Below are 21,030 nucleotides of genomic sequence, written 5' to 3' on the forward strand. Positions count from 1 at the left end.
CAAGCCATGTGGGCAGACACATGGGCTGCGTTCGGCGGCACATGTCCTGCGGTTACATCTTTTCCCCGATGCACCACCCACACATTGCGGAAGCGAAATCCGTTTCGCGGGCTGTACACTGGCGGCGACTACAAGGGCTGCCAGATGCAACAATTTCGGCGTTTCGAGAACTCGGCTCGTCTGAAGCAGCGATCGCACACGTTGATTCCCGGCGGCTGCCATACCTACGCAAAGGGCGATGACCAGTATCCCGTACTTGCTCCGGGCTTCATAGAACGCGGCTCCGGCTGCCGCGTCTGGGACGTCGACGGCAACCAGTACATCGAGTACGGCATGGGCAACCGCGCGGTCGGTCTCGGCCATGCCTATCCTCCCGTGCTGAGGGCGGTAGAAAAAGCCCTTCAGGACGGCTGCAATTTCACGCGTCCGACGAGAATCGAGGTCGAGTGCGCACAAACGTTTCTGGACCTCGTTCCGGGCGCCGAAATGGTGAAGTTCTGCAAGGACGGCTCCCATGCGACATCGGGCGCGGTCCGCCTTGCGCGAGCCTATACGGGCCGGGACCTTGTTGCGTGCTGTGCCGACCATCCCTTCTTCTCCACCGACGACTGGTTCATCGGCACCACAGCGATGAACTCAGGGATTCCGGGCACTGTGAGGGGGCTGACAGTCACCTTCCGCTATAACGACCTCTCCAGTGTGAAGGAGTTGTTCGCAAGGCACGCGGGCAAGATAGCGGCCCTGATACTCGAGCCCTCACGCGTCGACGAGCCTCGAGACGGCTTCCTGCACGAGACGCAACGGCTATGCCGCGAGAACGGCGCGCTGCTAATCCTTGACGAAATGATCACCGGCTTCCGTTGGCACCTGGGCGGCGCGCAGGGTTCGTATGGGATCGAACCCGACCTTTCGACCTTCGGAAAGGCACTCGCGAACGGATTTTCCGTGTCGGCGCTGGCAGGCAAACGCGAATACATGCGGCTCGGAGGCTTGGAACACACTGATCGTCCAAGGGTTTTCCTTCTTTCCACGACACACGGAGCCGAAACGCATTCCCTTGCCGCGGCGATCGCCACAATGCGGACCTACCAGGCAGAACCGGTTATCGAGCACCTTTACAGGCAGGGGGAAAAACTGAGGGAAGGCATTGAAACATCGGCCAGCCGACACGGCCTGGTCAACCATTTCAAGATCGTCGGACGCCCCTGCTGTCTGGCGTACGCGACGCTTGACGAAAACGGCCAGTCGTCGCAGGCATTCCGCACCCTTTTCCTGCAGGAAACAATCAGGCACGGCGTGTTGATGCCGTCGCTTGTCGTCAGCTACTCTCACGACGATGCGGCTGTCGCGCAAACCATTGACGCTGTTGACAGGGCGCTTGAGGTCTACGCGCGCGCTCTTGACGGCGGTGTCGAGCGTTTCCTTGTCGGACGTCCGTCCCAGTCGGTCTATCGCCGTTTCAATCAGATGGTGGAATCGCCGTAGCCATCCGGCCACCACAAACAAGTGAGCGACAGGCAGCCAGGCACGCCGTGTTTTTCCACCAGCCGGGCTTGTGCTCCTCCACGTGATCGCCGATTTCGGAATGCAGTGCGACGACCAGTACGCCTGCCCGATCGGCTTATGTTTTGAGGGAAACGGTATCAGGCCAATTCTTCGGAACAGCCTCTAAAGTAGTAGCGCACAGCGATGCGAGCCAAAAAAGGACAGCTTTCAATACTCGAATCCATCGTGCAAGAAAATCAGTCTTTGACATCGAATTTTCTCTACACCGCAGTAGGTGCGATTGGGGGTCAAGGTGCGTATAGCCTTCGTGCATGAGTGGCTTGTAACCTATGCTGGCTCCGAGAAGGTGCTGTCCGAGATGCTCAAGGATTTTCCGGAGGCGGACTTGTTCTGCCTGGTGGATTTCAGCGATGGTCGGTACAAGTCGCACTTTCTTGGAAAGACCTTTCGGACAAGCTTTCTTCAGAGATTCAAAGCTCTTTCCGGCATCTACAGATACTTCTTCCCATTGATGTCCATAGCCGTCGAACAGTTCGATCTGTCCGGTTATGACATCGTTGTCTCCAACAGCCATTCCGTTGCCAAAGGGGTGATCACGGGTCCGGACCAACTGCATATTTGCTACTGCTATACGCCGATGCGGTATGCCTGGGATCTGCAGCATCAATACCTCAGGGAACAACGTTTCGATGGCAGGCCTCGGGGTGTTGTAGCCAGGGCAGTACTGCACAGGGCCCGCATCTGGGACACCCGGACAGCAAACGGTGTCGACCATTTCATTGCGTGCTCGGAATATATCGGGCGCCGCATCTGGAAGGCCTACCGGAGGAACTCGGACGTTATCTATCCCGGCGTGGATACGAACTATTTCCGGATCGGTGGAACCAAGGGTGATTACTATTTCACCTCCTCGCGCATGGTCCCTTACAAGAAGATCCCGCTGATCGTCGAAGCATTCAGGCAGATGCCGGACAAGAAGCTGGTCGTGATCGGCGACGGGCCGCAATACAAGGACGCCATGAGAAGGGCCGGTCCCAATGTGTCTGTCCTCGGCTATCAGCCGGACGATGTTCTCCTGAAGCACATGCAGGAGGCCAAGGCATTCATTTTCATGGCCGAGGAAGATTTCGGCATTACCCCGCTGGAAGCGCAGGCCTGCGGCACGCCCGTGCTTGCATTCGGGCGCGGTGGCGCTTCGGAGACCGTCATCGATGGAGTGACCGGCTTTCATTTCTGGGAGCAAAGCGCTCAGGCCGTCTGCGATGTGGTCGCGAAGTTCGAAAATTCAACCGTCACATTCGATCCGGCGACGATTCGTCAGCATGCCGAGCGATTTTCCATTGCTCGCTTCCGGACCGAATTCAGGGATCTGGTCTTGGCCAAGTGGCAGGCACATAGCCGCGCCAATGCAGGCGTGAAGGAAAGGGTGAAGAATGAAGCGGGCCTTCGTGACAGGGCTAACGGGACAGGACGGAGCCTACCTCACCAGGCACCTGCTTGATAAGGGCTACCGGGTCTTTGGCGGACACCGCAGAACGAGCACGCAGAGCTTCTGGCGCCTTTCTGAGCTCAAGGTAGCTGATCACGAAAACTTCTCGCTCGTTGAACATGATCTGACGGATCCCGGCTCGAACATTCGTGCGCTGACGGCCGCCGAACCCGACGAGGTCTACAATCTGGCAGGTCAGAGCCACGTCGGCGTGTCCTTCAAGGAACCAACGCTTACAGCGCAGATATCCGCCGTCGGGGCCCTGCAACTTCTGGAAGCGGTGCGCACCGTCAATCCGAAGATCCGGGTTTACCAGGCCTCGTCCGCCGAAATGTTCGGCAAGGTCCAGGCGATTCCTCAAACGGAGGAGACCCCCTTCTATCCGAGGAGTCCCTACGCGGTGGCCAAGCTGTTCGGGCACTGGTCAGCGGTGAACTACCGCGAGTCTTACGGGATTTTTGCAAGCTCCGGCATCCTGTTCAACCACGAGTCGCCCCTGCGTGGGCAAGAATTCGTGACGCGCAAGATCAGCATTGGTGCCGCCCGTATCAGCCTTGGCCTGCAATCCAGCCTGACGCTTGGCAATCTCGATGCCAAACGCGACTGGGGGTTTGCGGGCGAGTTCGTCGACGGCATGTGGCGCATGCTCCAGGCGGACGAACCCAACACTTTCGTTCTTGCAACGGGTGTCTCCACCACCGTCCGGGATTTTGCCACCCAATCCTTCGCCGCGGCGGGAATGGAACTTGAGTGGATCGGCACCGGGGACAACGAGGTAGGCCGCTGTTGCGAGACCAAGCGCCATCTCGTCCTTGTCGATCCGGCGCTGCGCCGGCCTTCCGAGGTCGATCTCCTGCTCGGCAGCCCTGCCAAGGCAGGGCGGATTTTGGACTGGAAGCCCGCTACCACGGTAGCGCAACTCTCCCAGATGATGGTTGCGGCCGACCTCGCGCGTGAAAGGGCGCGGGCTCAGTCCGCCCATTGAGAAGTGGGTGGCCGCAGGACCGATATCGATCTTGCGAGCCCGACCGGCAGGCAGGCAGAAACCGATTGTCGAACAGACAACGGCCCGGAAATTGATTTCCGGGCCGTCTTCTTTGCGGTCGCTTTCATGAAGCCCCCGCGTTGGAGAGGGTTAATGCCTCAGGCCAGGCCTTCGTCGCGCAGTGCCTTCTGCACCGCCGGACGCGCGGCCACGGTGCCGAGGAAGCGCTGGAGATTGGCGAAGGGCGCGAGATCGAAGCCGATGTACTTCGCCCAGCCGAGCACGGTCCACAGATAGGCATCGGCTGCGCTGAAGGCATCGCCCATCAGATAGGAGCGGCCTTCGAGCTTCTGGTCGACATAGGCGAGGCGCTTCGTCAGATGCGCGCGGTTTGCCTCGTTGGTCGCCTCGGGCGTATCGGGCCGGAAGAACGGACCGAAGGCCTTGTGCAACTCGGTCGAAATGAAAGCCAGCCACTGCTGCACGCGGTAGCGCGCCATTTCGCCTGCCTTCGGCATCAGGCCGCTCTCGGGCTTCTGGTCGGCGAGGTACTGCACCAGCACGGAGGCCTCGGTCATCAGCTCGCCATCGGCCAACACCAGCGCCGGCACATAGCCGTTCGGGTTGGTGGCGAGGAAATCCTGGTCGGCCTCGGTCTTCTTGTTCTTGCCGTCGACCTTGATGAGCTCGACGTCGAGACCGACTTCGTTGGCAACGATATGCGGAGCCAGCGAGCAGGCGCCGGGCATGTAGAAAAGTTTCATTTCGAAAGATACTCCGAATGGATTGGCCAGCCCCTCTCGCACGCACGCGCGAGGCGGCCAAGTCCGCGTGCGATAAACAATGTGTGTTCAGGTACGAAACAGCGGCGGCTCGGAGCTGCCGGGAGGGGTCTAAACCTCGGTGGTCTTCAGCCGTTCGGCGATCACGTCGGCGAGCCGTTCGGCGACCTCGGCCTTGCTCATGTCGGGCCATTCCTCGATGCCGGCCTTGGAGACGATCTTCACCCGGTTGCGGTCGCCGCCCATCGCGCCGCCGGCTTCCGAAACATCGTTGGCGACGATGAAATCGGCACCCTTCTTCTTCAGCTTCGCCTCGGCATTCGCGACGATGTTCTGGGTTTCGGCAGCAAAACCGACCACCAGATAGGGGCGGCTCTTGTGATGGCCGATGGTTGCGAGGATGTCGGGATTCTCCACCATCTGCAGCGCCGGCGGCCCCTCGCCCGCCACCTTCTTGATTTTTTCGTCGGCGGATCTGGCGGTGCGCCAGTCGGCCACCGCCGCCACGAAGACAGCAGCATCTGCCGGCAGCAGGCTTTCCACGGCATCGCGCATTTGCTGCGCCGTCTCGACATGGGTCGTGTGAACGCCTGCCGGATCCGGAATGGTGACCGGGCCGGACACCAGCCGCACATCCGCACCTTGCTTGGCGAGCGCAGCCGCGATCGCGTGCCCCTGCTTGCCCGACGAACGATTGGCGATGTAGCGCACCGGGTCGATCGGCTCATGCGTGGGGCCGGAAGTGACGATGATCCTGCGGCCCGTGAGCGGCCTGGGCCGCGCGTCGAACTGCGCCTCGATGGCCGCCACGATCTCCAGCGGCTCGGCCATGCGCCCCTCGCCGGCCTCGCCGCTCTCGGCCATCTCGCCCCTGTTCGGCCCGACGAAGACGACGCCGTCCTTCTGCAGCACGGCATGGTTGCGCCGGGTGGCCGAATGCACCCACATTCTCGGGTTCATCGCCGGCGCCATCAGCACTTTCTTGTCAGCGGCGAGCAGCACGGCAGAGGCGAGGTCGTTGGCGAGGCCATTGGCAAGCTTGGCCATCAGGTCCGCGGTGGCGGGCGCCACGACGATGAGATCGGCCTCGCGCGACAGGCGGATGTGGCCGACATCCTGCTCGTCCTGCCGGTCGAACAGGTCGGTGAAGACATGGTCGGCGCTGAGTGCGCCCACTGCAAGCGGAGTGACGAACTGCTGCGCAGCCTCGGTCATGATGCAGCGCACCGCCGCACCCCTCTCGCGCAGCCGGCGGATGAGGTCCAGCGACTTGTAGGCCGCGATGCCACCGCCGATGATGAGCAGAATGCGCTTGCCCGAAAGTGTCATGCTTTGCCTGCCCTCACGCCGGCTTCAGCGCCGGTTTGATATCCGTATGGATGAAATCCTCGCCTTTGAAAAGGAGAGGCAGGTTGCGGGTCTTGGCGAGGGCGTAGGAAAAGCAGTCGCCCATGTTGAGATTGGCGCGATGGCCTGAGCCGCGACCATATTGGGTATAGGCTGAGCGCGCAGCAACCAATTGATCGAGATCGAAAGCGGCTATTTCAGGCTCGACCAATGCAAGGAAGTCATCGACCTGCCGCGCTCCGTTTGGAAAATCTTCGCGCCTGGAAACACAATAGACCTCGTGCAGTGTCGCCGCGCTGATCGTCGGTGAGAGATGCCGATCCAGATAGAACCTGAGAGGCTCAGCATCATCCTCCCTGAGCAGGATCGCAACGATCGCCGAGGTATCTATGACAAAGCCGCTCAAAGCAGCCCTTCATCCCACATTTCGTCGCTGATCTTTTTCTGGTCGAAAGGCTTATCAGGTTTGACGCCCAATCGCCTCAAATCCTCAAGGATGGACTGCCTTCGCCGAGGCCTCGCAACACTTTCAGCCAGTGCTTCCCGCGCTTCCTGCTCCATGGAAACCCCACGCTCGGCGGCGCGCTTGCGCAGCGCCTGTTTAACGTTTTCATCGAGGTTGCGGATTGTCAAAGTGCTCATAGGCTGGCTCCCTCTCACGAAAGATAGCGCGCCAGGCCCATGCCTTCAATGACAGCACTGCTAGCAATGCTGTCAAACACCGCGCGTACTACACCAGCTTCCAGCCGATCCAGATCAGTGCCAGTGCGATCACCCACAGCGCCGCCCGGCCCCAGCGCGTGTGGCGCGCTTCGGCCTTGCCGATGGCCTCCGCGGTTGCCGCGTCGAAGCGCAGGCCGTGCTCGGCCATGGCGTCGATCTCGCGCGACAGCCGCTCGGTGCGGGCGGCGAAGTCCGGCGCCTGGCGGGCCAGCGAAAGCAGCGCGTTCACCCCGTCGCGCGCGTCGCTCAGCATGCCGCGCGGGCCCAGGTTGGAGGCGATCCAACTGCCCACCACCGGCTCGGACGTCTTCCACATGTTGAAGTGCGGGTCGAGCGTGCGGGCCACGCCTTCCACCACCACCATAGTCTTCTGCAGCAGGATCAGCTCTGGGCGCGTCTGCATGTCGAACAGCTCGGTCACCTCGAACAGCAAGGTCAGCAGCTTGGCCATGGAGATGGTCTCGGCCGGCTGGCCGTGGATCGGCTCGCCGATGGCGCGGATGGCCTGGGCGAAGGCTGCTACATTGTGCTTGCGCGGCACATAGCCCGCCTCGAAATGCACCTCGGCCACGCGCACATAATTGCGGGTGATGAAGCCGTAGAGGATTTCGGCCAGGAAGTGGCGCTCCTTCTTGCCCAGCCGCCCGGCAATGCCGAGATCGACCGCCACGATGGTGCCGTCGGCCTCCACGAACAAATTGCCGGGATGCATGTCGGCATGAAAGAAGCCGTCGCGCAGCGTATGGCGCAGGAAGGACTGGATCAGGTTGGAAGCAATCCGGGGCAGGTCGTGGCCAGCATCGCGCAGCCCTTCGACATCGCTCATCTTGATGCCGTCGACCCACTCCATCGTCAGCACATCGCGGCCGGTGCGCTCCCAGTCCACTTCGGGCACGCGGAAGCCGGGGTCGTCGCGGGTGTTCTCGCCAATCTCGGAAAGGGCCGCCGCCTCCAGGCGCAGGTCCATCTCGATGCGGGTGGTCTGTGCCAGCGTCTCGGTCACCTCGACCGGGCGCAGCCGGCGGCTGGAAGGGATGTACCGCTCCTGCAAGCGCGCGGCGAGGAAGAAGCTTTCCAGGTCATGCTGGAAGGCCTTGCGGACGCCCGGCCGGATGACCTTGACGGCCACCTTCGACACGTCACCCCCGTTTCGCACCTCCGCCGTGTGCACCTGGGCAATCGATGCAGCCGCCACCGGCGCGCCCAGTTCGACGAACAAATCGCCGATCGGCCGCCCGAGCGAGCCTTCGATGGCATGCACCGCCTGCTCCCTGGGGAAGGTTTGCATGCGGTCCTGCAGCAGGGCGAGGTCGAGCGCAATGTCGTTCCCCACCACGTCGGGGCGCGTCGCCAGGAACTGACCGAGCTTGACATAAGACGGCCCCAGCCGCGCCACCGCGCCGGCCAGCCGCTCGGAGCGCTGGCGACGGCGGGCGCCGCCGCGCGTCAAAAGCTTCGCCACCCGCCAGCCGAATTTCGGCAGGCCCGTCATGTCTTCGCCGGGCAATGCCGCGACGACGCCCTCACGCGTGAGAATCCATCCCGCCCTGACCAGCCGGAATGCGGCCCCTATCGAAGTCATCCGCAGGCGCCCGTCAAAGCTTCCAGCCGGAATGCAGGGCGGCGATGCCGCCCGAATAGTTCCGGTATGTCACACGGTCGAAGCCGGCGCGCGAGATCATTGCGGCAAAATTGGGCTGGTTGGGGAACTTGCGGATCGATTCGACCAGATAGCTGTAGGGCTCTCCATCGCCGGTCACGATCTGGCCGATGCGTGGAATGGCGTTGAAGGACCACTGCTCGTAGACCTTGTCGAGCACCGGCATGTCGACTTCCGAAAACTCCAGGCACAGGAAGCGCCCACCGGGCTTCAGCACGCGGTAGGCTTCCGACAGCGCCACGTCGATGCGCGGCACGTTGCGGATGCCAAACGCGATCGTGTAGGCGTCGAAGGTCTCGTCGGCGAATGGCAGTTCCTCGGCATTGGCCTCCACGAAGTCGGTGTTGGCGGCCAGCCCGCGCTTTTCGGCGCGCTCCTTGCCCACCGCCAGCATGGAACCGTTGATGTCGAGCACGGTGGCGTGGGCCTGCCGCTGCGAGGCCTCGACTATGCGGAAGGAGATGTCGCCGGTGCCCCCGGCCACGTCCAGAACCTTCCAGCCCGCGCGCTTCGGCGGGTTGAGCCAGGCCACCATGGCGTCCTTCCACAGCCGGTGCAGGCCGCCAGACATCAGGTCGTTCATCAGGTCGTAGCGGCTGGCGACGCGGTGGAAAACTTCGTTGACCAAGACCTGCTTCTCGGCCTGGTCTACGCTCTTGAAACCATAGGAGGTTTCCATGCCTCCGGCCGCCGTGGTCCGTTGCTCTGACATTTTTTCCGATCCGCCATAAATCCGGCGGGACCATAGCCGATCACGATTGGCGACGCCATTGTTTAAGGCGCGGTGAAGAGCCGCGTTTTTAGGATACGCGGCTGCGAGAGGGAAACGACATGCCTGTGAAAGCGGAATTGCACTGCCACATAGAGGGGGCGGCGGCGCCCGAGCTCGTGCTGAAGCAGGCCGAGAAATACGGCAAGGACGTTTCCTCCGTCATTCGCGACGGCTCCTTCGTCTGGCACGATTTCACCAGCTTTCTCGCGGCCTACGACGTCGCTTCCGACCTTTTCCGCACCGAGGAGGACTACGCGAAGCTTTCCGAGCACTACCTGACCAGCCTGGCGCGCGATGGCGCCATCTATTCGGAGGTCTTCACCTCGCCCGATCATGCCATCAAGGCCGGGCTGTCGCCCAAGTCCTACACCGACGCGTTGGGCGAAGGCATTTTGCGCGCGCGCGACAAGACCGGCATCGAAGGCCGCATGATCGTGACCGGCGTGCGCCATTTCGGCGTCGAATCGATCGAGGCGGCGGCGCGCTTTGCGGCAAAGTGCGACCACCCGCTGGTGACGGGCTTCGGCGTTGCCGGCGACGAGCGCCACGGCGACATGGAAGACTATGTCCGCGCCTTCGAGATTGCGCGCGAGGCGGGGCTGGGCATCACGGTGCATGCCGGCGAGTTCGGCGGCTGGGAAAGCGTCAAGGCAGCCCTCGACCACATCCGCCCGTCACGCATCGGCCACGGCGTGCGCGCCATCGAAAATCCGGACCTGGTCAAGCGCATCGCTGACGAGGGCGTGGTGCTGGAATGCTGCCCCGGCTCCAACATCGCACTGAAAGTGTTCGAGGATTTCGCCAGCCATCCCTTCCTGAAGCTGCAGGAAGCCGGGTGCAAGGTGACGCTCAACTCCGACGACCCGCCCTATTTCTGGACGACGCTGAAGCGCGAATACGAGATTGCGGCCACCCATTTCGGCATGAACGACAAGGCACTCGCCGCCGTGACCCGCACGGCAATCGAGGCCGCTTTCGTCGACCGCAAGACCAGGACCCAGCTTCTCGCCCGGCTCGACGCGCCCAAGCGCTGAGAAAGCGCGACAAAACTGTGGCTGGTGCGCAGCAGGCGGTTTCGCCCGCCCGCCGCAACCGATAATATTGGCCGGCAGCAGAACCTTCAGGAGCGAATTTCAATGGGCGTCACCGTCGTCGACCACCCGCTTGTCCAGCACAAGCTCACCATCATGCGCGACAAGGAAACGTCGACCGCCAGCTTCCGGCGGCTGCTGCGCGAGATCTCGCTGCTGCTCGGCTATGAGGTGACGCGCGACCTGGAGCTCACCACCAAGACCATCGAGACCCCCATCGAAACGATGGAAGCGCCAATCCTGGAGGGCAAGAAGCTGGTCTTCGCCTCGGTGCTGCGCGCCGGCAACGGGCTTCTGGAAGGCCTGCTCGATCTGGTGCCGGCCGCGCGTGTCGCACATATCGGCCTCTACCGCGACCACGAGACGCTCGAGGCCGTGGAATATTTCTTCAAGGCGCCGAGCGACCTCGCCAACCGCCTGATCATCGTCGTCGACCCGATGCTGGCAACCGCCAATTCCGCAATCGCGGCCATAGACAAGCTGAAGGAGCGCGGCGCCACCAACATGCGCTATCTGTGCCTGCTGGCCGCGCCCGAAGGCATCGAGCGCTTCACCACGGCCCACCCGGACGTGCCGGTCTACACCGCGGCCATCGACCGCCAGCTCAACGAGAAGGGCTACATACTTCCCGGCCTGGGCGACGCCGGCGACCGCCTCTACGGCACAAAGTAGGCCCTATCCGCTTTACTAACGGTTAAGCACGCGCCGCGAAACCGGTGCAAAAGTCGACGCGGATGCGCGGTCGTTAAGACCGCCCATACTGCGAAGCCCCTAGGATCGCCCAAAAAGACTAGGGCGGCCATGCTTCGCAAGTTGATCATCTTTTCCGTCTGCGCGGGAATCTCCGCATCCTTCCCGATGCTGTACGAGTCCAACCGGGAGGCGTTCGATCGCCTGCTGGGACCCCTCCTCGGCGCCGAGACCGCGCAGGCCCAGGCCGCAACCGCGCAGCCGGTTTCGCTGCGCCCTGAAGGAACCGGGGGCCGCAAGGTGCGGCTCGCCGCCGATTCGCGCGGCCACTTCACCGCCGAGTTTCGGCTGAACGGGCGCGCCGTTGACGCCATGATCGACACCGGGGCCACGGTGGTGGCCATCAATCGCTCCACCGCCCGGCGCATCGGCATATCGCCGTCGCAACTGGACTACAGCCAGAAAGTGGACACCGCAAACGGCATCGCGCGCGCGGCTTTCGTGATCATCGATCGGCTCCAGATCGGGCAGATTTCCGTCGACAACGTACAGGCGGTCGTGATGGACGACCGGGCCCTTTCGGGCACGCTGATCGGCATGAATTTCCTCAACCGGCTCGGCAAATACCAGGTACAGAACGGCACGCTGCTGATGGTGCAGTAGCCGTCCTTCGCTTGTCCGGCGCACCGGTTCTTGAGCTTCGCGGTTAATCGCGTCGGCCGTCACCGCACACCCACTTCTCAATTCTTTGTTTTCACGCCGCTTTCTGAAAACTTTCTTTGCGGGGTACGCCCTGCTGCCGCGCAGGAATGGCAAATTCCGATTTCTTTCAACAAACGGCATTGGGGTGCTGGACAGGCGAAAATCTCGTGCTATAACCCACCCGCTTTCAGGGGTTGCCAACCACCTGACGGCGTCAAGCGAAGCGCGACAGCGCATTGCACAGGCCCAGATAGCTCAGTTGGTAGAGCAGCGGATTGAAAATCCGCGTGTCCGTGGTTCGAATCCGCGTCTGGGCACCATCACTCCTTCATAACAGTGTAGCGTCACGCCGCCGCTCAGTCCCTGATCCGGGTGCTAGCTTATTGAGCCGCTCCGATGCAGCGGGTCGCAAGCTCGCTTTCCTTTCCAACCCTCACTTTCGAATAGTGAGCGACGAACTTCCCCGCGCCGGTCCGCCACGCTGCGGCGATGCGCGATTATGTGATGGAACGGCAGTATCTGACCGGCGTTGGCTGCGATCAGTCTATGGAGGACCACCATGAGACAGATCCTCATCAAAAGCGTACTCGCCCTGACCATTGGTACAGTGCCGGGCTTCGCCATCGCCCAGAATGAAATGCTCAAGAAGAGGCCGTCGGAGCAATCCGAAGGCCAGGGCGGCGGCGGCCAATACGGCACGGAAAAGGGCCAGGGAGAGGAAGGCGGCCGCAATATGGAAGAAAACGGCGGCCAAGGCGGCGAAAAGGCGCCCATGAAGCATGAGGGGCAGGAAACAAAGCGGCCGAAGGGACAATCCGAGGAGCTCAAGGAAGAGCAAGGCGGTGAAAAGGGCGAAAAGGGGCAAATGAAGCACGAAGGCCAGGAAACAAAGCGGCCGAAGGGACAGGAGGAGCAGGGCGGTGAAGAGGGAGGCCCGGCAAAGAACAAGACCGAAGAACACGGGACCAAGGAACGCCACGGGGAAAGGCGCCACGTAAACGAAGAGCAGCGATCGGAACTCAAGCGCGCGTTCCACGAACATCGTGTCGAGGCGGTTCCTAATGTCAACTTCTCGGTGGATGTCGGCGCGAGGGTGCCGCGGGAGGTTCACCTGCATCGGCTTCCTCCTCGCATCCTGGAAATCGTTCCCGATTACGAAGGTTACATGTACTTCATGCTGCCTGACGGACGAGTGGCGATCGTCGACCCCGACTCACTGGAAATCGTTCTCATCATTGCCTAGCGGCCGACAGGTGCTCGCCCGGCCGGCGGGCACCGAAGATGTTTCTGCATGATTGCGGGCGGGCTTTACAGCCCGCCGCCAGAGTCCTGAGGTGGCGGGCGATTTCGTGCCCTCGCCGGCCCATCAGGGCCGGCCAGCCGGGAGAGCGTCCATGGCATCACCGATCATCGGCATATTGATCACTTTTCTGGTCGTCATCCTGGTCTTGTATCTCGTCCAGCGGCTTCCGATTGATGCCCGGATGAGACAGATAGTGCAGATCATAGTGATCATCATCGGCATCGTGTCACTGCTGAAATATCTGGCGGTGTTCTGAGCGTGCGCTTCCACAGGCCTCAGGAACCGATCGGTCGTCGCCGCGTTGCAGGCCAGGCGCTTTGCCGTGTCGGCATGCTGAGATCATCCGGATGAGCCCGACCCCCGAAATCAGGCCAAATGAACCGCGCACGAGGGCTTTCGCCCGCGTTATCGGCCCGTTTCTGTTCCTCACGACGGCTGCCGCCCTCTATCGCATGCCCCAGATGGACCAGATCTTTGCCGACTTCTTCGCCAACAGCAGCCTGGCCTGGGTGACCGGCGCGTTTCTGCTTCTCGTGGGCATGATCGTCATCGCCCTCCACCAGCATTGGCGAAGCCCCGCAGCGATCCTCATTTCCTTGCTGGGTTGGCTGGTGGCATTACGCGGCGCCATGCTGATGCTCGTTCCCGATTTCCTCCTGGGCGTTGGCGAAGCCGCCATGAGGCAAACACTCGCCGTGCAGATCTCATTTGCCGTCTTTGCGCTGATCGGCCTCTATCTCTCCTATGTCGGCTGGATCGCCAGACCGCGCAGCAGCCGCGATGCCGACAGAGGCTGAAGGGCTTCACTTCAGCCCGTGCCCCTTCCCTCCTCCGCAGCAATCCCTCCGCGCTAGGCAGCGAGCGTCTTTGTGGGCATGATGTGCCGTAACGGCATGTCCACAAAGCCGCAGCAGGATTCTGAGCTTCCGGGGGGAATTTTCGATGCAGGTGATAGACGATGAATTCATCGGAAGCATGCAGAAGTTTGGCCGCAGGCTCGACTGGAACCTGCTCAAGACGTTCCATGACATCGTCCAGGCAAACGGCATCACGGCGGCGGCGAATGTCGGCTGGCGGAAGCAATCCACGATCAGCCTGGCTCTCAAGCGCCTCGAATCCATCCTCGACAGCAGGCTTTGCCAGAGGGGCCGCGCAGGGTTCGAACTGACCGACGAGGGAAGAATACTCTATGAATACGTGAGGAACGTTTACGTCAACATAGATGAAATTCCGACCGCACTCGAAAACCTGAATGAGCTTATTTCCGGCCAGCTGAAGGTCGCCATCATCAGCAATCTCTACGGAAGCGAGATAGACAGGCTGTTCACGAATTACGCGGACCTCTATCGGGAAGTGGTCCTTGACGTGGACGTGCAACCCTGGGCGAGCATATCCAACAGCATCGTCAACAACGATTACGACATCGGGATCACCCCGATACTCTACAGGCACAACGACCTTCGCTACGATTTTCTGATGAAGGAGTTCCACGGCATCTACTGTGGGGCGCAGCATCCGCTGTTCGGCAAGTCGCCTGGGATAGCGGCGCTGTCGGATGAAGCGTTCGTGCTGACGGGCTCCGACGAGCCCGACTCGCTGACCAGCTTCCGCCTGCGCCATCGGCTCGGCCACAAGGTCACGGCCAGGACCCCCAACCTGGAAGAGGCCAGGCGCCTTGCGGTGGCGGGCGTCGGCATCTGCATCCTGCCCGAACAGCTCGTGGCTTCCGACGTGGCCAGCGGCTCCCTCTGGCCGTTGGTGGAGCGCTCCGAGGAGATGTGCTGCGACATCTACGCGGTCACCAACATCCACGCACCGAAGCGCCTCGCCAGGGAAGCCTTCGTGGCGCTTGTTGCCGAAATCAACAACCCCGAAAACTAGCGACGCACCGCAATTGCCCGGTCGCCCCGCCGCGCTGGACGCGCGATTGCTCATGCATTGCAGCGTGTTAGGCGCCCGCGCCGAAGGACGCATTGATACGATCAATGTAGAAAATAGCCAGCCGGTAGGTTTCTCGAAGCCATCGGTGTGTTCTCCAGGAGAATTAAGAAAAAGGTCCGAAAACGGCCAAACGAGAAGGAGGAGGACATGCAAGGCGGAATGCAGTCGGTCTTGGACGTCGGCGACAGCGCGGCGACATTCACAGGCACCCAGGAAACACCGTCATACTCGCTTCACCGCACGCTTAACTGGACACACGCATTTTGGTTCGCATCAGGAACGCCGGTCCTGGTGCTGTTTTCGATCGGCGCGGTCGCCTCGGCGGTCGGAAACATCTCCCCGCTGGTGTGGATCGTCTCGATGTTCATCGGCTTCATCCAGTGTTTCGCCTATGCCGAGATCTCGGGCCTGTTTCCGAACAAATCCGGCGGCGCCTCGGTCTACGGGGCCATTGCATGGGTGCGCTATGGAAAGGTGCTGGGGCCCATCTCCGTCTGGACCAACTGGTTTTCATGGTCTCCCGTTCTTGCCGTCGGCTCGGGCCTGGCGGCGGGCTATGTGCTGCAGATGCTGTTTCCGGCCGACGCCGCGATCCGTACCTGGTCGATCACGCTCTTTGACCTGAGCTTCATCAAGTCCGGGCTGCATATGCGCATCAACACCACCTTCCTGCTCGGCCTGTTCCTGATGCTGACGGTGTTTGCGATCCAGCACCGCGGCATACTCAAGGCCGCAAAGGTGCAGATGATCGTTGCCATCGCGGTTCTGATGCCGCTGTTCCTGATCGGCGTCGTGCCGTTCTTCACCGGCGACCTGCACACCGACAGCTTCATGCCCTTCGTTCCGCTCGAGCACGACGCGTCGGGCCAGCCCGTGCCGGGCAGCTGGAACATGGTGGGCTACACCACCTTCGCAGCCGGGCTGCTGCTGGCGGCCTGGTCCACCTACCCCTTCGAAACCGCAGTCTGCTACGTCCGCGAGTTCAAGAACCCCGGCTATGATACAGTGCGCGCCCTAGTCTATTCGGGGCTGCTGTGCATCCTGTTCTACACCATCGTCCCGATCTCGTTCCAAGGCTACCTTGGCCTTGACGGCCTGCTGGACCCCGGCATCTACGACGGCACCGGCGTCGGCCGCTTCATGGCGCAGATGGTCGGCGCTGGTCCGATACTGGCCAATATCATCATGACCATGCTGATCCTGTCGGTGTGCCTGGTGATCATGACGGCAATGGCCGGTTCGTCGCGCACGCTCTACCAGGGCGCGCATGACGGCTGGCTGCCGAAATACCTGTCGCGGCTCAACAGCCATGGCGCGCCGGTCGCCGCGATGTGGACCGACCTGATCTTCAATGCATTCCTGCTGACCTTGTCGGACTACGTGTTCCTGATCGTTCTGGCCAACACCACCTACATGATCTTCGTGTTCCTGAACCTCCAGGCCGGCTGGCTGCACAGGATGGATCGGCCCAATGCGCCGCGGCCATACCGTAGCCCCAACTGGCTGCTGTGGGTCGGCGGGATCTGCGGCTACTTCAACCTGCTGATCATGGGCTGGGGCGCGGACTTCTGGGGCGAGCGCGCCCTGCTGACCAGCCTGCTGATCACGGCCGGCATCATCCCGATCTTTCTGTTCCGCCACTACATCACCGACGGTGGGCGCTTCCCTTCCTGGATGCAGGCGGACCTTTTGGAGAGCGGCAGGCTGATCAAGAAACGTGCCGGCATATTGCCCTATGTCGTTCTGATCACAGGCGGCCTGACGATCTATATCGGGCATCTCCTGGCCACATACCAGATGTGAACCATGGGCGCGACCGCCGAGGCGGTCGCCTCATCTGACCGCAAATCGGCTCGAGCAGGCCCTGTCGGAAACCTTCCGGCGGGGCTTTTCCGTTTTTGCCGGCTCCTTCGGACCCGGCGGCCGCAGCCCCGAACGGGATTGATAGGATCAATGTTCGATATTGGAATTCAGGTCGTTGATGCCGAAATATTCAGCCGATAGTGTGCTGATATATTTGGATTTTAAAACATTGACCGAATTTATGTAGGCAGTTCAGAAGCATCAATTTTCATCGACAAATACTTTCAAAATATAGTGTCAGCTTGGAACCTTTGGAACGGCGCAAGGGTGGCGATTGACGATCGACCGCTCCGAAATCGAGGACAGAAGCGATGGGAAATGGACATCACGATCATCACCATGCCGACGGGCACAGCCACTCCCACGCGGAGGAGATAAGGTCCTCCACGGACGGACGGCAGGCCCTGGAGCGGCTCTCGCGCATTTCGCAGAAGAAACAGGCTGAAGAGACCGCCCGCTCGCTCGAACTGGGCCTCGAGGCCGCCCCTTCCGTCGTCGACCGCAGCATCTCGCTCTTCAGCCGCGGCCACCAGCCGGCCTTCGCCGGCATCAACACCTTCATGAAGGTTCCCTATTGCGAGGACATCCGCAAGATCGGCCAATACGAAGCCGCCTTCGTCGGCGCGCCCTTCGATTCCGCGACGACCTATCGGCCCGGAACCCGGTTCGGCCCGCAGGCCGTGCGGCGCATTTCCGCGCTCTATGACGGCTACTGGTTCGACGGCGGCGTCGACATCTATGAAGAGCTGGACATGTGCGACGCCGGCGACATCTTCGTCATTCCCGGCAACATCGAAAAGACCTTCGACCAGGTCACCAAGGCGGTGTCGCACATCTACACCTCGGGCGTGTTTCCGATCATCTGCGGCGGCGACCACAGCCTCGGCTTCCCCAATGTCCGCGGCATAGCCCCGCATATCGACGGCAATGTCGGCATCATCCACATCGACCGGCACATCGATATCCAGGAAAAGGACATGGATGAGCGGATGCACACCACGCCCTGGTTCTGGACCACGCATGAGGGGCGCGAAACTTCGCATCGCGACCACAGCCACATGCACGATGTCGGCCTCCCGAACTGCCATCCCAAGAACCTGGTTCAGCTCGGCATCGGCGGCTGGTACGGCAACCGCCCCGGCAGCGCCGTCGCGCATCAGCGCGGCACCAGTGTCATGACCATGTTCGACCTCGAAAAGCACGGCCCCAAGAAGGTGGCCGAGATGGCGCTCGAGATGGCTTGGGAAGGCTGCAAGGCGGTCTACCTGTCCTTCGACATCGACTCCATCGATCCGGGCTTTGCTCCCGGCACAGGCTCGCCGGAGCCGGGTGGCCTGATGCCGCGCGAGGCCTTCGAGATCATCCGCACCATCGCGGCCGAGGGGCTGTGCGGCATGGAAGTGGTGGAGGTCTCGCCACCCTATGACGTCAACGACAACACGGCCCAGCTTGCCTGCCGCGTCGTTCTCGACACGCTGGGCACGCTGATCGCGAACGGCAAGCTCGGCCATCGCGACAAGGCAAAGGTGGAGAACGCCGGCTAGGCAAGTTCCCCCCGCTCCTTCAAACCACACTTTTAATCGAAACTCGGAACAACTCTGGAGGCAACTCATGTCCAGATCCAGCATTCGCGCTGTCCTGACCGCGGCAACCGTTTTCCTGCCCACCATGGCGATGGCCCACCCGGCGCATGACCAGGCTTTCGGCCTCGCGCACGGCTTTGCCCATCCGATGGGCGGCCTCGACCACATATTGGCGATGGTGATGGTCGGCCTGTTGGCGGCCCAGATCGGTGGCAGGGCCATGTGGCTGGTTCCTGCCAGCTTTGTTGCGGTCATGGCGCTCGGCGGCAGCCTCGGCGTCGCCGGCATCGGCATGCCCTTCGTGGAAATCGGCATTGCGCTGTCGGTGGTCGTGCTTGGCGGGATCGTGGCCTTCCGTCTCGCCACGCCGGTTGCGGTGGCCATGGGGCTGGTCGGCTTCTTCGCCATCTTCCACGGCTACGCTCATGGCGCCGAGATGCCGGGAACGGCCGGCGGTCTTGCCTATGGCGCCGGCTTCGTCGCAGCCACCATATTGCTCCATGCCCTCGGCATCGCCGGCGGGTTGTTGCTTGGCCGCGCCGGCGCGAAGGCGCAAGGCGCCACTGTGATCCAGAGCCTGGGTGCGGCCGCGTCGCTTGCCGGCGTTGGCATTCTCGCCGGCATCATCTGACCTGTCACGGAGAGGCGCCCTGCCCGGCGCCTCTCTTTCGGCCGTGAAAGGCCTGCCCCGACGCATCTATTGCAGCTTGTGGAGGAGATTCCGGCATGACTGAATCTTTCGGCACAGCGGCACGCTCGCACGATGAAAGCGACCCGCCATCATCCGGTATGTCTCCGGAGCGGTGGCGAGCCTTCGACAGCTCCAAGGACCGCAAGGGCGCAGTTCTCCAAGCCGCGGTCGGCCGCGAAATTCGCTCCCTGCGGCTCGGCTTCGGCATGAACCTCCAGGAACTTGCCGCAGAGGCCGGCATCTCGGCCAGCACGCTCTGCAGGGTCGAGAAGGGTTCCATCTCCCCGTCGCTGGACACGCTGCAGGCGCTGTCGTCTGCCTTCCAGGTGCCGCTGGCCAGGCTGTTTCGCGGCTTCGAAAAAGGGAACCGCGCCAGGCTGATGAAGGCCGGGGACGGCATCGAAATCGGCCACGGCGACACCGGCTTCCAGCACAGGCTGTTCCGCCATGTGGGCAGCGACGGCATGGCCGTCGAACTCGGCCTACTCACCGCGTCGACACTCCCGGAAAGATTGCCCACCTTCCGCCGGGAAGGTCTGGAGCTTCTCTATTTGCTGGAAGGCGAAATCACCTATCGGCACGGCAACGCTCTCTACCGGATGGCGCCGGGCGACTGCCTTTTCCTGGACACCGGCGAGCCGCACGGGCCCCATGAGCTTGCCACGCTGCCCATGCGCCTGCTCTCAATGGTCTGCTACCGTGCCGCCTAGCAGCCGCGGCGATCACTTCAGGCAGGCAATGAAGTCCTCGCGAAGCCGGCTGCGCCGCGCCGGCTGAGGGAAGCTCGGATTGTCGATGATGTAGACGGCGATGGAAGGAACGATCTCGCGTGGAAGCAAGGGCCACAACCGTCCATCCGCCTCGTCTGCCGAGGCATAGCTCTCCGGCAGGAAGCTCAGCCCCATGCCAAGCAGCGCAAACCGCTTTGCCTCTTCCAGGTGCTCCGTGACCGCCGCGACCTTTTCCCCAAGCCCGAACTGCAGCCGGAATGCCCTCAGCTCATCCGGCTCGTCACTTCCCGTGAGGATGAAGCGTTCCTCCTTCAATTGCCGAGGATCATCGAATTGCCTGCCAAACAGCCGGTGGTGAGCCCCGCAATAGGGCCGGTGGATCTCGTCCGAAAGAAACCGGTATCTCAGTTCCGGGCGCAGCACCCTCGACGGCGCGACGCCGACGTCGATTTCATTGCGCATGACCGAGCCCGTAACATGAGCGGACGGCATGGTGGAGACGATGAGTTCCACATTGGGAAATCTGCCGTGAAACAGGCTGATGGCCGCATCCAACGCGCCGCAGGTGAAGTTGCTGACCAGCCCTATCGTCAGGTTTCCATGAATTTCGCCCGGGGCCTCGTTGGCCAGGCTCGGAATTTCGCGCACCGACCGCATGATTGGCGCGCAAAGTTCCGCCAGCAGCATTCCTTCGGGCGTAAGCTCGAACCCGGCGGAGCCGCGCTTGCACAGAACCACGCCTATGCGCTTTTCCAGGCGCTGCAATGCAAGGCTTATCGCGGATTGCTTGAGGAGGGTCTTGTCGGATGCCCTGGATATCCCGCCAGCCTGCACGATCTCGTGGAATATCTTCAATAAGTTCCAGTCCAGATCGCGGGCGAAATCGTCGATGGACGTCATGAAATCACTGCCTTGTCAGACGCAAAAGATCGAACGGCAGGTCGTGGCGGTCGCAATTCCAAAGCATCAAGACAATCCCGGCGCAGCCGGCCGCATGGCAAGGCACATCGTCCAGGATGTCAAGCGCCGGACGGGCCATTGATTTTGAACCAGACCATAGGGATGTTACGAATGACAGCGAGCGCTCCGCACCGTTGCCTGCAGTGGCTTCGGAGAGTTCTGTACAAACTGCTTGCGGTAAGGGCTGCCCGTCATTTTGGCCCGGAAACTG

The 21,030-nt window shown here is 61.9% G+C and carries 21 protein-coding genes and 1 tRNA gene; 15 read left to right on the plus strand and 7 right to left on the minus strand.

Annotated features, from left to right (window positions below):
* The first annotated feature begins 144 nt into the window (after positions 1-144).
* The 3 genes from AC3A4H_RS04545 to gmd all read left to right on the plus strand — a co-directional run bounded on the left by AC3A4H_RS04545 (position 145) and on the right by gmd (position 3,980).
* Positions 145-1,485 carry a glutamate-1-semialdehyde 2,1-aminomutase gene (locus AC3A4H_RS04545; RefSeq protein WP_487765613.1) on the plus strand — a complete coding sequence of 447 codons (1,341 nt, stop codon included), beginning with the start codon at positions 145-147 and terminating at the stop codon, positions 1,483-1,485.
* Between the two features lie 313 nt (positions 1,486-1,798).
* Positions 1,799-3,007 carry a glycosyltransferase family 4 protein gene (locus AC3A4H_RS04550; protein WP_487765614.1) on the plus strand — a complete coding sequence of 403 codons (1,209 nt, stop codon included), beginning with the start codon at positions 1,799-1,801 and terminating at the stop codon, positions 3,005-3,007.
* Complete coding sequence (gmd, locus tag AC3A4H_RS04555) at positions 2,940-3,980, plus strand: GDP-mannose 4,6-dehydratase (RefSeq protein WP_487765615.1); 1,041 nt, start codon at positions 2,940-2,942, stop codon at positions 3,978-3,980. Before AC3A4H_RS04550 ends, gmd begins: the two co-directional genes overlap by 68 nt.
* A 158-nt stretch (positions 3,981-4,138) precedes the next feature.
* On the opposite strand, the gene gstA is transcribed toward gmd, so the two are convergent.
* From gstA to ubiE, 6 genes are all read right to left on the minus strand, one after another.
* Positions 4,139-4,744, minus strand: coding sequence for a glutathione transferase GstA (gene gstA / locus AC3A4H_RS04560; RefSeq protein ID WP_487765616.1), 606 nt, complete (start codon positions 4,742-4,744; stop codon positions 4,139-4,141).
* 129 nt (positions 4,745-4,873) lie between these two features.
* Positions 4,874-6,091 (minus strand): bifunctional phosphopantothenoylcysteine decarboxylase/phosphopantothenate--cysteine ligase CoaBC, encoded by a 1,218-nt coding sequence (gene coaBC / locus AC3A4H_RS04565; protein WP_487765617.1) that lies wholly within the window; start codon positions 6,089-6,091, stop codon positions 4,874-4,876.
* A 13-nt stretch (positions 6,092-6,104) separates the two neighbouring features.
* Complete coding sequence (locus tag AC3A4H_RS04570) at positions 6,105-6,515, minus strand: type II toxin-antitoxin system VapC family toxin (protein ID WP_487765618.1); 411 nt, start codon at positions 6,513-6,515, stop codon at positions 6,105-6,107.
* Positions 6,512-6,751: a FitA-like ribbon-helix-helix domain-containing protein gene (locus AC3A4H_RS04575; protein WP_487765619.1), complete on the minus strand. Its 240-nt coding sequence runs from the start codon at positions 6,749-6,751 to the stop codon at positions 6,512-6,514. The genes AC3A4H_RS04570 and AC3A4H_RS04575 overlap by 4 nt, the downstream gene beginning before the upstream one ends.
* An 88-nt stretch (positions 6,752-6,839) precedes the next feature.
* The gene (gene ubiB / locus AC3A4H_RS04580) at positions 6,840-8,414 is read right to left on the minus strand and encodes a 2-polyprenylphenol 6-hydroxylase (protein WP_487765620.1); all 1,575 of its coding nucleotides are present in this window, start codon (positions 8,412-8,414) and stop codon (positions 6,840-6,842) included.
* Positions 8,415-8,427: 13 nt separating this feature from the next.
* The gene (ubiE, locus tag AC3A4H_RS04585; RefSeq protein ID WP_348777779.1) at positions 8,428-9,204 is read right to left on the minus strand and encodes a bifunctional demethylmenaquinone methyltransferase/2-methoxy-6-polyprenyl-1,4-benzoquinol methylase UbiE; all 777 of its coding nucleotides are present in this window, start codon (positions 9,202-9,204) and stop codon (positions 8,428-8,430) included.
* 119 nt (positions 9,205-9,323) lie between these two features.
* Between ubiE and AC3A4H_RS04590 the strand changes: the two genes are divergently transcribed.
* The 12 genes from AC3A4H_RS04590 (at position 9,324) to AC3A4H_RS04645 (ending at position 19,838) form a co-directional block, all read left to right on the plus strand.
* Positions 9,324-10,298 (plus strand): adenosine deaminase, encoded by a 975-nt coding sequence (locus tag AC3A4H_RS04590; protein WP_487765621.1) that lies wholly within the window; start codon positions 9,324-9,326, stop codon positions 10,296-10,298.
* Positions 10,299-10,400: 102 nt separating this feature from the next.
* Positions 10,401-11,027 carry a uracil phosphoribosyltransferase gene (upp, locus tag AC3A4H_RS04595; RefSeq protein ID WP_348777777.1) on the plus strand — a complete coding sequence of 209 codons (627 nt, stop codon included), beginning with the start codon at positions 10,401-10,403 and terminating at the stop codon, positions 11,025-11,027.
* Positions 11,028-11,156: 129 nt separating this feature from the next.
* Positions 11,157-11,708: a TIGR02281 family clan AA aspartic protease gene (locus AC3A4H_RS04600; protein ID WP_487765622.1), complete on the plus strand. Its 552-nt coding sequence runs from the start codon at positions 11,157-11,159 to the stop codon at positions 11,706-11,708.
* 283 nt (positions 11,709-11,991) lie between these two features.
* Positions 11,992-12,067: transfer RNA gene (locus AC3A4H_RS04605), tRNA-Phe, on the plus strand.
* A 239-nt stretch (positions 12,068-12,306) separates the two neighbouring features.
* Positions 12,307-12,990 (plus strand): DUF1236 domain-containing protein, encoded by a 684-nt coding sequence (locus AC3A4H_RS04610; protein ID WP_487765623.1) that lies wholly within the window; start codon positions 12,307-12,309, stop codon positions 12,988-12,990.
* Positions 12,991-13,141: 151 nt separating this feature from the next.
* Entirely contained in the window at positions 13,142-13,306 is a 165-nt protein-coding gene (locus tag AC3A4H_RS04615; protein ID WP_487765624.1) for a Thivi_2564 family membrane protein, read from the plus strand.
* A 91-nt stretch (positions 13,307-13,397) separates the two neighbouring features.
* Positions 13,398-13,847 carry a hypothetical protein gene (locus tag AC3A4H_RS04620; RefSeq protein WP_487765625.1) on the plus strand — a complete coding sequence of 150 codons (450 nt, stop codon included), beginning with the start codon at positions 13,398-13,400 and terminating at the stop codon, positions 13,845-13,847.
* Positions 13,848-13,992: 145 nt separating this feature from the next.
* Positions 13,993-14,931, plus strand: a complete 939-nt coding sequence (locus AC3A4H_RS04625) for a LysR family transcriptional regulator (RefSeq protein WP_487765626.1) — start codon at positions 13,993-13,995, stop codon at positions 14,929-14,931.
* A gap of 207 nt (positions 14,932-15,138) precedes the next feature.
* Positions 15,139-16,794, plus strand: coding sequence for a trimethylamine N-oxide permease (locus tag AC3A4H_RS04630; protein WP_487765627.1), 1,656 nt, complete (start codon positions 15,139-15,141; stop codon positions 16,792-16,794).
* Positions 16,795-17,165: 371 nt separating this feature from the next.
* Positions 17,166-18,398: an agmatinase family protein gene (locus AC3A4H_RS04635; RefSeq protein ID WP_348777770.1), complete on the plus strand. Its 1,233-nt coding sequence runs from the start codon at positions 17,166-17,168 to the stop codon at positions 18,396-18,398.
* A 67-nt stretch (positions 18,399-18,465) separates the two neighbouring features.
* Entirely contained in the window at positions 18,466-19,068 is a 603-nt protein-coding gene (locus AC3A4H_RS04640; protein ID WP_487765628.1) for a HupE/UreJ family protein, read from the plus strand.
* Between the two features lie 95 nt (positions 19,069-19,163).
* Complete coding sequence (locus AC3A4H_RS04645; protein WP_487765629.1) at positions 19,164-19,838, plus strand: helix-turn-helix domain-containing protein; 675 nt, start codon at positions 19,164-19,166, stop codon at positions 19,836-19,838.
* A 12-nt stretch (positions 19,839-19,850) separates the two neighbouring features.
* On the opposite strand, the gene AC3A4H_RS04650 is transcribed toward AC3A4H_RS04645, so the two are convergent.
* Complete coding sequence (locus AC3A4H_RS04650) at positions 19,851-20,759, minus strand: LysR family transcriptional regulator (RefSeq protein ID WP_487765630.1); 909 nt, start codon at positions 20,757-20,759, stop codon at positions 19,851-19,853.
* Positions 20,760-21,030: the final 271 nt, after the last annotated feature.

The sequence above is a fragment of the Pseudaminobacter sp. Soil_N_29 genome, assembly GCF_057656055.1.